Source organism: Nesterenkonia salmonea, assembly GCF_005771525.1.
GTDB classification, from domain to species: Bacteria; Actinomycetota; Actinomycetes; order Actinomycetales; family Micrococcaceae; genus Nesterenkonia; species Nesterenkonia salmonea.
This window is the reverse complement of the sequence record NZ_VAVZ01000004.1, coordinates 113,623-122,613: the sequence shown is the minus strand read 5'-3', so window position 1 is coordinate 122,613 and position 8,991 is coordinate 113,623. Positions and strand designations below refer to the sequence as shown.

12 protein-coding genes are annotated in these 8,991 nt (G+C 61.9%); 6 read left to right on the top strand and 6 right to left on the bottom strand.

What is annotated here, in order from left to right; all coding sequences use genetic code 11:
* Both FEF26_RS02495 and nadE read right to left on the bottom strand, forming a co-directional pair.
* Nucleotides 1–811, bottom strand: an 811-nt coding sequence (locus FEF26_RS02495) for an exodeoxyribonuclease III (protein ID WP_138251959.1), incomplete at its 3' end; no start/stop codon positions are given.
* Between the two features lie 105 nt (nt 812–916).
* Nucleotides 917–1,741, bottom strand: a complete 825-nt coding sequence (gene nadE, locus FEF26_RS02490) for an ammonia-dependent NAD(+) synthetase (RefSeq protein ID WP_138251958.1) — start codon at nt 1,739–1,741, stop codon at nt 917–919.
* 99 nt (nt 1,742–1,840) lie between these two features.
* On the opposite strand from nadE, the gene pyrE reads away from it, so the two are divergent.
* Nucleotides 1,841–2,434 (top strand): orotate phosphoribosyltransferase, encoded by a 594-nt coding sequence (pyrE, locus tag FEF26_RS02485; RefSeq protein WP_424991715.1) that lies wholly within the window; start codon nt 1,841–1,843, stop codon nt 2,432–2,434.
* Between the two features lie 27 nt (nt 2,435–2,461).
* A complete protein-coding gene (locus tag FEF26_RS02480; RefSeq protein ID WP_208012823.1) occupies nt 2,462–3,706 on the top strand; it encodes an MFS transporter in 1,245 nt (414 codons plus the stop codon).
* Here FEF26_RS02480 and FEF26_RS02475 read toward each other — a convergent pair.
* The gene (locus FEF26_RS02475) at nt 3,663–4,844 is read right to left on the bottom strand and encodes a MalY/PatB family protein (protein ID WP_138251956.1); all 1,182 of its coding nucleotides are present in this window, start codon (nt 4,842–4,844) and stop codon (nt 3,663–3,665) included. The two genes, FEF26_RS02480 and FEF26_RS02475, sit on opposite strands and share 44 nt — an antisense overlap.
* Nucleotides 4,845–4,969: 125 nt before the next feature.
* On the opposite strand from FEF26_RS02475, the gene FEF26_RS02470 reads away from it, so the two are divergent.
* Nucleotides 4,970–5,587, top strand: a complete 618-nt coding sequence (locus FEF26_RS02470; protein WP_243730364.1) for a TrmH family RNA methyltransferase — start codon at nt 4,970–4,972, stop codon at nt 5,585–5,587.
* Between the two features lie 30 nt (nt 5,588–5,617).
* Here the strand turns inward: FEF26_RS02470 and FEF26_RS02465 are convergent, their stop codons facing one another.
* Nucleotides 5,618–5,914, bottom strand: a complete 297-nt coding sequence (locus FEF26_RS02465) for an MGMT family protein (protein WP_138251954.1) — start codon at nt 5,912–5,914, stop codon at nt 5,618–5,620.
* A gap of 85 nt (nt 5,915–5,999) precedes the next feature.
* On the opposite strand from FEF26_RS02465, the gene FEF26_RS02460 reads away from it, so the two are divergent.
* A complete protein-coding gene (locus FEF26_RS02460) occupies nt 6,000–6,623 on the top strand; it encodes a class I SAM-dependent methyltransferase (RefSeq protein WP_138251953.1) in 624 nt (207 codons plus the stop codon).
* A gap of 4 nt (nt 6,624–6,627) precedes the next feature.
* On the opposite strand, the gene FEF26_RS02455 is transcribed toward FEF26_RS02460, so the two are convergent.
* Together FEF26_RS02455 and FEF26_RS02450 are read right to left on the bottom strand one after the other, a co-directional pair.
* The gene (locus tag FEF26_RS02455) at nt 6,628–7,302 is read right to left on the bottom strand and encodes a glutamate racemase (RefSeq protein ID WP_138251952.1); all 675 of its coding nucleotides are present in this window, start codon (nt 7,300–7,302) and stop codon (nt 6,628–6,630) included.
* A 37-nt stretch (nt 7,303–7,339) separates the two neighbouring features.
* Nucleotides 7,340–7,792, bottom strand: coding sequence for an Lrp/AsnC family transcriptional regulator (locus FEF26_RS02450; RefSeq protein ID WP_138251951.1), 453 nt, complete (start codon nt 7,790–7,792; stop codon nt 7,340–7,342).
* 63 nt (nt 7,793–7,855) lie between these two features.
* On the opposite strand from FEF26_RS02450, the gene FEF26_RS02445 reads away from it, so the two are divergent.
* Together FEF26_RS02445 and FEF26_RS02440 are read left to right on the top strand one after the other, a co-directional pair.
* Nucleotides 7,856–8,656: an AzlC family ABC transporter permease gene (locus FEF26_RS02445; RefSeq protein WP_341805134.1), complete on the top strand. Its 801-nt coding sequence runs from the start codon at nt 7,856–7,858 to the stop codon at nt 8,654–8,656.
* A gap of 12 nt (nt 8,657–8,668) precedes the next feature.
* Nucleotides 8,669–8,980, top strand: a complete 312-nt coding sequence (locus FEF26_RS02440) for an AzlD domain-containing protein (RefSeq protein ID WP_138251950.1) — start codon at nt 8,669–8,671, stop codon at nt 8,978–8,980.
* Nucleotides 8,981–8,991: the final 11 nt, after the last annotated feature.

The following is an 8,991-nucleotide window of genomic DNA, read 5'->3' as shown; positions in this document are numbered from 1 at the left end:
TTCGGGAGGCGGCCCAGGGAAACAGACCAGCCGAAACGCTGATACTGCGCCCTGGGCCGACCTCACCCTTGTCCACATAGGCGTTCCCCACCCGCGCTGCCAGAGCCGGTGAAGCCAAGTGAAAGTCAATCCGCATGCCCTGACGCTTCTGGAAACGAAGGCTGGTGTAGTCCCAAAAGGTGTACACCCCAGGACCAGGTGCATGCGGGCGCACTACGTCAGCGTAGCCAGCGTCCAGAAACTCCTGGAATACGTCACGCTCTGGCTGTGTCACATGGGTCAGTTCGTTCTTTTCAAAAAAGTCCATATCCCAGACGTCGTCATCCTCCGGGGCGATGTTCCAGTCCCCAGCGAGCACGATCTGGGCCTCAGGGTTCTCAGCCAGCCACGCCTGAGCTTGCTGCCGGAGTTGGCGCAGCCAGTCCAACTTGTAGACCATATGCTCATCATCTCGGGCTCTGCCGTTGGGGACGTAGAGGCTCCACAGCCGGACTCCGCTGCACGTGGCGCCAATGGCTCGTGCCTCCTGAATCGGATCTTTGCCGTTCTTACCGAATGCTGGCTGGTCAGGAAACGTGCGTTGGACGTCTTTGAGGCCCACGCGTGAAGCGATGGCCACTCCGTTCCACTGGCTGAACCCGAAGTGAGCGACGTCGTAGCCGTTGTGCTCAAAGAGCTCCCACGGGAAGTTGTCATTCTTGCACTTGGTTTCTTGGATGGCCAAGACGTCCACATCAGACTTCTCCAACCAGGCTTCCAACCGGTCGGCACGGGCCCGCATCGAATTCACATTCCACGTCGCGATTTTCACGCTCACCACGTTATCAGCGCGATCTCACGTGCGTCGGCCTGCTTGGACGACAAATAGCCGACTTGACGGCCGAAAAAGTCGGCACAAACGGCCGCCGTCGGCAGGTCAGTCCTTCCACCAACCGTCCAGCAGCGTGACAGGAACGGTGCGTTTGTGGCGAGTGGCAAGGTAACGGCCCTCCAGGAGTGCGGCGGCGTCGTCGTCAATGCTCTTGCCCTCCAAATAGTCATCAATCTGGTCATAGGTGATGCCCAGTTCGATCTCGTCCAGCTGCCCTGGGCTGTCATCCAAAAGGTCGGCCGTCGGCGCCTTAGACCAGATGTGCTCATCGACGCCCAGGTGCTGCAGAATGTGGCGGATCTGCCGCTTGTTCAACGTGAAGTTCGGCAGAATGTCTGCCCCACCATCGCCGAACTTGGTGAAGAACCCGGTGATGGACTCAGCCGCGTGATCTGTCCCGATGACCAGAGCATTGTTCTCTCCGGCAACTGCGTACTGGGCCGTCATGCGCAGGCGGGCCTTCACATTTCCCCGGTGGTAGTCGGCCAGCCTGCTCCCGAAGGCTTCTCTGTAGGCGACGTCCACGCCTGTGACGGACTTCTCGATGTTGAACGTGTGAACATGGTCAGCGCCTATGAAATCCAGGGCCAATTGGGCGTCATCCTCGTCATGCTGGACCCCATGTGGCAGCCGCATGGCGTGGAACCGCGCGTCTGTACCCTGGGAACGCAGCTTTTCGGCAGCCTTTTGGGCCAGGTAACCGGCCAGTGTGGAATCGACTCCTCCGGAGATCCCGAGCACGAATCCCTCGGCCCCGGCAGCGGTGGCGTAATCGGCCAAGAAATCGACGCGTCGGTCTATTTCCTCAGCAGGATCAATATGGGGCTTGACGCCCATTTCCTCAACGATGGTTTTCTGGAGCTCGCGCATACTGTTCAGTGTAGTCAGCGGCATGTCACTGTGAGGTGAACTCAGGCTGAAGGGCAGCTTGGAGTTTCAATCTGTCCCGGGTGCGTGGGCGGACATAGGATGGGCCACATGACGTCCTATGCATCTGCCGCGCCGGGCGCTGACTCTGAGGTCAGCCGACTGCGCGAACTCATTGACCATCACGCCATTGTCCGGGGGAAAGTCACGCTCTCCTCCGGTAAAGAAGCCGACTACTACGTAGACCTGCGCCGGGTCACGCTGCACCATGAGGCTGCACCGTTGGTGGGTCGTGTCATGCTCAAAATGCTCGACGCCGCCGGTATCGGCTATTCCGCAGTAGGCGGGCTCACAATGGGCGCAGACCCCGTGGGCACCGCGATGCTCCATGCGGCCTGCCATCAGGGTCGGCAGCTGGACGCCTTCGTGGTGCGCAAAGCAGCCAAGTCCTACGGGATGGGCCGTCAGGTGGAGGGCCCCAGCATCGAAGGGCGCAAAGTCGTGGTCTTGGAAGACACCTCCACTACGGGAGGGTCCGCACTGCAAGCGGTTGAGGGCGTTCGGGCTGCCGGCGGAGACGTGCAGGCTGTGGCCGTGATCGTTGACCGCGACACCGGTGCCAAAGAGAAGATTGAGGCCGAGTCCGGAGTGCCCTGCTTCTACGCGTACTCCAAAGGCGACCTGGGGCTGGAGTGACTTCTCTGAGCGAGAGCTGAACCACCGGTGAACCGGGACCGTCCGGCACTGCCGGTGATCCTCACTGGGCTGTGCACCACGCAGATCATCGCTTGGGGCATCCTCTACTACGCGTTCCCCGTGCTTTCTGCGCGCATCGCCGAAGACACCGGATGGACCACGACCTCAGTGACGGTCGCCTACTCGGCTGGCCTGGTGGTCTCTGCGCTGCTGGGCATCCCCGTAGGTAAGATCCTGGACCGGCGTGGTCCGCGGCTGGTGATGACCGCAGGTTCCATTCTTGGTGTGCTGGGTCTGGTCACTGTCGCTTCGGCTGCGAACTACTGGATTTTCCTCACTGGATGGCTGATCGCCGGGGTAGCCATGGCGGGTAACCTCTATCCGCCGGCCTTCGCCGCCGTGATGCGCTGGTACGGGCATCGGCGAGTGTTCGCTCTGACCGTCATCACTCTCATCGGAGGGCTAGCCTCCACCGTGTTCGCGCCTGTCACCGAGGCCCTCACCGGGGCCTTCGACTGGCGCGGTGTCTACCTGGTGCTCGCTGTTGTGCTCGGCGTGGTGGCGATCCCCGTTCATGGGCTCGTGCTGAGCCGTCCCTGGCCCGCCGAAGACCGAGGGCCGCGAGATCACGACGACGCCGAGACCAGCCTGACTGACCAGAAACACAGTGATACTGCCTATGCTCGCCGTGTCATGCGGTCGCCGGCATACCTGCTGATGACGGTAGGGCTCACCCTGGGCGGGGTATCAATGTTCGCCGCCATGATCAACCTGGTGCCTATGCTCATAGACCGCGGTGTCTCATCCTCGTTGGCCGCGTGGATCTTGGGACTTGGGGGTCTGGGCCAGGTAGTGGGGAGACTGTTCTACTGGGCTATGGAACGGCACCTCAGTGTGGTGGCCCGGCATATGTGGATCTACGGTCTGCTCGCTGTGAGCACGGCCGCGCTCGCGGTGGACGCCACCAACCCCGTGTGGCTGATCTTCATCGCCATGGTCGCCGGTGTGGGGCGCGGCATCTCCACCCTGCTGAAGGCCACTGCCATTACTGACCGCTGGGGGCCTCGTGCCTACGGCAGGCTGTCGGGAGTGTTCAACGCCCCTGTGATGCTGAGCATCGCCCTGGCTCCAGCGTTGGGCGCATGGTTGGCTGAGCTGCTGGGCAGTTGGGAGCTGATGTATCTGGTGCTGGCGGGCATTGGGGCTCTCGCCATGGTGGCGCTGATTTTCAGCGTTCCAGGGCGGAGCCCATCCGCTGAACAGCCTCAGTGAGCACTGCTTGACTGGTCGCAAAGTTCAACCGCGCGTGATGCTCACCACCTGTGCCGAAGGCATGGCCAGGGGTCAGGGCGAGCTTCCCCTGGGACAGCAGGTGCTTTGCTGGGCCCAGGATTGGGGTTTCAGCCCCACCATTGGGCTCATCATCAAACCCGTAGGCGGAGAAGTCCAGCCACGCCAGGTAGGTGGACTCGGGGGAGGAGATCTTGACCTGTGGGGCTGACTCGGCGAGAAGGTCAACGAGCAGGGTGCGGTTGGCTTCCAAACCCGCGATCGCCGCGTCGAGCCATTCGTGGCTCTCAGCATAGGCGGCAGTTTGTGCCACGACACCGGCATGACTCGGCCCGTGTGAGGTTTCTGGAGCTAGTCCTGCCAGCTCGGCGGTGGCTTCTTCGCCAGCGATCAGCAGCCCAGCCTTCAGACCGGCCAGGTTCCACGCTTTGGAGGCTGACATGACCGAATACCCTCGCGGATCCACGGTGAGGTACGGCGTAAATTTGGCATCCGAGTAGACCAGGGGGGCGTGGATCTCGTCTGCCACCACGCGGACCCCGTAGTCGGCGGAGAGCTGGGCGAGCTTCTCCAGCTCCTTCTTGGTGTGTGCCACGCCAGTGGGGTTATGCGGGTTGGACAGCAAGTAGGCTGCCTGCCCGCCGGTGGTGCGCAGATTGAAGGATTCCTCCAGCATGTCGAAGTCCAAACGGCCGTCGGCGCCGAGCGGGGCCTCCACCACACGCCTTCCGGCGCTGACCGGATGCATAAAAAACGGGGGGTAAACCGGGGAAGACACAATGACGGTGTCCCACAGCTCGCCGATCAGCTTCAGCGCCTCTACAGCGCCGGTCATGACATCCCGCACGGGACGGATCTGCTCTGGCAGTGGAGTCCAGTCCCAGCGCTGCTGTGCAAAGTGCAGGAACGCATCCACATAGGGTCCGGTGTGCGGGTATCCGGTGTCCCCGAGCTCAATCATCTCCTGCAGTGAGCGAGCGATCGGGTCAGCAAGCGGAGTGTCCATTTCAGCCACCCACAGTGGCAGGACCTCGTCGCCGAAGGCTCGCCACTTGATGGACTGCCGGCGTCGCAGCTGGTCGAGCCCAAGAATTTCCAAAGGATTCTGCACATCACCCATGCCATGAGCTTATCGAATCGGGGCTAATCGAGCAGATCGGTCACCGCGAGTAGGGTAATGACGTGGATCAGCCCAAAAGAGAGAACGACGACGCCGCGGGCCCCGATGCCCACCACTCCCAGGGTTTGGGCGAGCCCGAGAGGGAAGTGGGAGTCGGCCCCTGGGTGGGGCCCTGGCCCGATGATGCGCACCTCGACCCGACATTTCTGCGCGAGGGTGACCGGCGCAATGTGATCGACTCCTACCGGTACTGGCGTCATGAGGCGATCGTCGCAGACCTGGACTCCAAGCGGCATCGCTTCCACGTCGCCATTGAAAACTGGCAGCACGATTTCAATATTGGAACAGTGGTCAGGACCGCGAATGCTTTTCTGGCGAAGGAAGTCCACATCATCGGAAAGAAGCGGTGGAATCGGCGTGGTGCGATGGTGACCGACAAGTACCAGCACATCAGGCACCACCCGACTGTTGAGGAGTTCGTGGGCTGGGCCGAGTCAGCAGGCGTCATCGTTCTTGGTGTGGATCTGTTTCCAGAATCGGTGCCTTTGGAGACATACCCGCTGCCCGAGCAGTGCGTGCTGGTGTTTGGGCAAGAGGGGCCCGGGCTCAGCGAGCCGATCAGGCAGGCGGCTCATGCGACCCTCTCCATCGCCCAGTTTGGGTCTACTCGGTCGATCAACGCCGGTGTGGCCGCCGGGATCGCGATGCACTCCTGGGTGCGTCAGCATGCCGCGCCCCAGTAATCGCCTAAGATTCGGAACGCAGCCAACAGGCTAGTCCTGAGGCGGATCCCACCGGTAGCGCTTCAGGTCTATTCGGTAGTTTTCAGCCAGCACTCCCTCTGTCCGCAGACGTTCTAGCTGCTCGGTGAGCAGGTGCGTCGCGGGGATGCCATTGGCGCGGATGATCCGGTGCCAGGGGAGGTCGAAGCCGTCCTCCCGCAGTACCCGTCCCACAAGTCGAGGAGTGGCAAGGCCAGCGATCGCAGCAATATCCCCATATGTCGCGACTTTGCCGGGCGGTACTGAAGCGATAATGTCGCGCACCATTTCATGCGTCTGCTCATCCACATCTGCACTCTAATGGCGTTCCTAGAATTTGCCGCTTCCGCAAACCGTTCTGCCGTGTGCTGGGCGTGGGGTCAGGATGGCAACCATGACTCATGAGTTTGATAAGCCCTACTGGGAAGCTCACTGGGCGGCTGGTCGTGAAGCCGAAGTGATCGTCTCGCCTGCGAATCCATACCTACAGCGTGAGACGCATTCCCTACCGCCGGGGACAGTCCTTGATGCCGGATGCGGCACAGGGGCGGAAGCCATTCACCTCGCGCGTCGCGGGTGGGACGTCACTGGCGTTGATATCTCCGCTCGTGCCCTCGAACATGCGGCACGGAGGGCTGCCGAGGCCGGGGTCACCGACCCCACACACTGGGTGGAAGCCGATGCGACAGCATGGACTCCCGAGGTCGAGTTCGATCTGGTGATGACGCACTACGCGCATCCGGCGTCCTCACAGTTGGACTTCTATGAGCGGATCGCTTCATGGGTCAAGCCCCGGGGGTCGCTGCTGATCGTGGGGCACCTCAAAGGGCTTCACAGTCATTCATCCGGCCAGCCTCCGCAAAAAGCCTCAGCCCAAGTGGCGGCCATCTCCGCACGGCTGAAGACTGAGCAGTGGCAGGTGATTACAGCAACTGAAGAGACCCGCAGGGCCCGCAACCCGGCCGGAGAAGAGGCGGTACTACACGACGTGGTGCTGAGAGCGCGCCGATCGTCGTGAGAGCTCATGGGCGCGAGGCAGCGGAGGTGGACCGAGCAGCCTCCGTAATGCGGCGGATTTGTGCGGCAATGGCGTCGGAGGGTTCCAACACTCTCACCTGCGGGCCAACGGCGAGCTCCACCTGAGCCTTGATCCAGTGGTAGTGGGTGCAGGCGAGAACGACCACATCGGCGGCTTGCTGCTCGACAGCGCTGACCACGGGCTCCAGATCGACCTCATCGGGGCGCCCGGACTCGATGGTGGTGGCCCAGACTGAGCAGTCCGGCTCGAGTACTGTGATCTCAGAAGCCCAGTCTGTCTTCAGCCGCTGGTACCGCTGACTGCGCAGTGTCGCCGGGGTTGCGCAGACCACGATCGTCTTGGACTCCGACATGGTGCTGGCTGGCTTGACCATCGGTTCCAGTCCGACGAACGCGGTGCTGGGATAGTCGCTGCGGAGCCTGTCGATGGCTGCCGCAGTGGCTGTATTGCAGGCTAGGACGATGGCCTCGCAGTGGCTTTGCAGAAGCGGCTGGATAGCCCGCTTGGTCAGCCGGTACACCTCATCTTCTGAGCGGCTGCCGTATGGGACGTTCCCGTGATCGTGAGCGGTGATGACTTGGGCCTGAGGCAGTAGTTCCCGAAGGCGGGCAGCCACGGCCTCCCCGCCGATTCCCGAGTCGAATACACCAATCTGCACAGACGTACGCTAGCGCATCAAGCTGTTGAACGTGGTCTCATCCTTTGAGCCGCCGCATTGTTTGGTGAGAGAGGATTCGGTTCACTGCAGGAAGTTGGGAGAGTGTCCTGATCGCCAGTCCCTCATAGGCCTCCCCGTCGGTCACCTCTACCCGGAGGTAGTAGTCGGGCTGGCCGAACATGCGCCTCACCTCCGTCACCTCGGGGACTTTCACGACGGCGCTTTCAAAGTCCTCAATCGTGACGCTGTTGTTGACGGCGATGTCGATCGCCACAATGACCTCGAAGCTGCGTCCAGCGGCTTTGGCGCTGACTGCGGCGTGGTACCCGGCAATGACTCCGGAGCGTTCGAGTCGCTGCACCCGGCGAAGGCAGGGAGCGGGGGTAAGCCCAACTCGGCGCGCCAACTCAGTATTGCTCAACCGTGCGTCTTCTATAAGTTCAGCAATAATCGCGCGGTCCAGATCATCTATGGTGCTTTTATTGCTCATTCCTCGCCTCAAGCCTCGTGATTTGGCAATATATTCATGACATTTTTTCACTAATATTGCGTTGTGAGCAACTATAATGAGGCGCTATTCCGGCTGACTCCGGCTGCGAAGACAGGACTGGCGATCGCCGCGGCCATTTCGCTCTACGGCGTATCCTTCGGAGCGCTCGCTGTGGCCTCTGGACTGACGCTATGGCAGGCCATCGCCCTGAGTGCGCTGATGTTCACCGGTGGGTCGCAGTTTGCGTTCATCGGTGTGGTGGCTTCAGGGGGAGCCCCCGCCTCAGCGTTCGGCGGGGCAACCCTACTGAGCCTTCGTAACACCATTTACGCCGTTCAGTTGAAGGCGCTGCTCGACCCTCGTGGGATGAGGAAGCTGGCGGCTGCTCAGCTGACCATCGATGAGACTATGGCGACTTCCACGGTCCAGGACACCGCTGCTGAACAACGGCGCGGATTCTGGATCACGGGTATCGCCTGCTATCTGGGGTGGAACCTCGCCACAGTCATCGGCGCCTTGCTGGGCGACTTCATTGCCGAACCTGAATCGCTGGGACTCGATGGAGCCGTCGTCGCTGCTTTCCTCGGCCTCTTGTGGCCGCGCCTGCGGTCAAGGGAGCCTTGGGCGCTGGCTGTGCTGGCGGCCCTGCTCACCGTNTTTCCTCGGCCTCTTGTGGCCGCGCCTGCGGTCAAGGGAGCCTTGGGCGCTGGCTGTGCTGGCGGCCCTGCTCACCGTGCTGATAATTCCCCTGGTGCCAGCGGGGGTGCCGATACTAGTAGCCGCTGCGGTGGCCGTGGCGTGGGGGCTTCTGTCCGCTCGAAGGGAGCGGGTCAGCCCCGGGCTGCGAAGGTCTCAATTCCGTGAAGGGGGTCAGCCGTGAGTCTATGGATGTGGGTGCTGCTGGCATGCGCTGCGGCCTATGCAACGAAGCTGATCGGCTACTTGGTCCCAGGGAGTTGGCTGGCCCATCCGCTGGTCACTCGAATTTCAGGCACAATGACCGTCGCCCTGCTGGCAGCTCTTGTCGCCATGAACACCTTCTCGGCGGGTAGCGGAATCATATTTGATGCGCGCATCGGCGCCCTAGCTGCTGCGGCCATCGCGTTGCTGCTGCGAGCTCCATTCATTGTGGTGGTCATCGCCGGTGCTGCCGCTGCGGCCGGACTGCGGCTTCTGGGCATTCCATAAACAGATGTGTC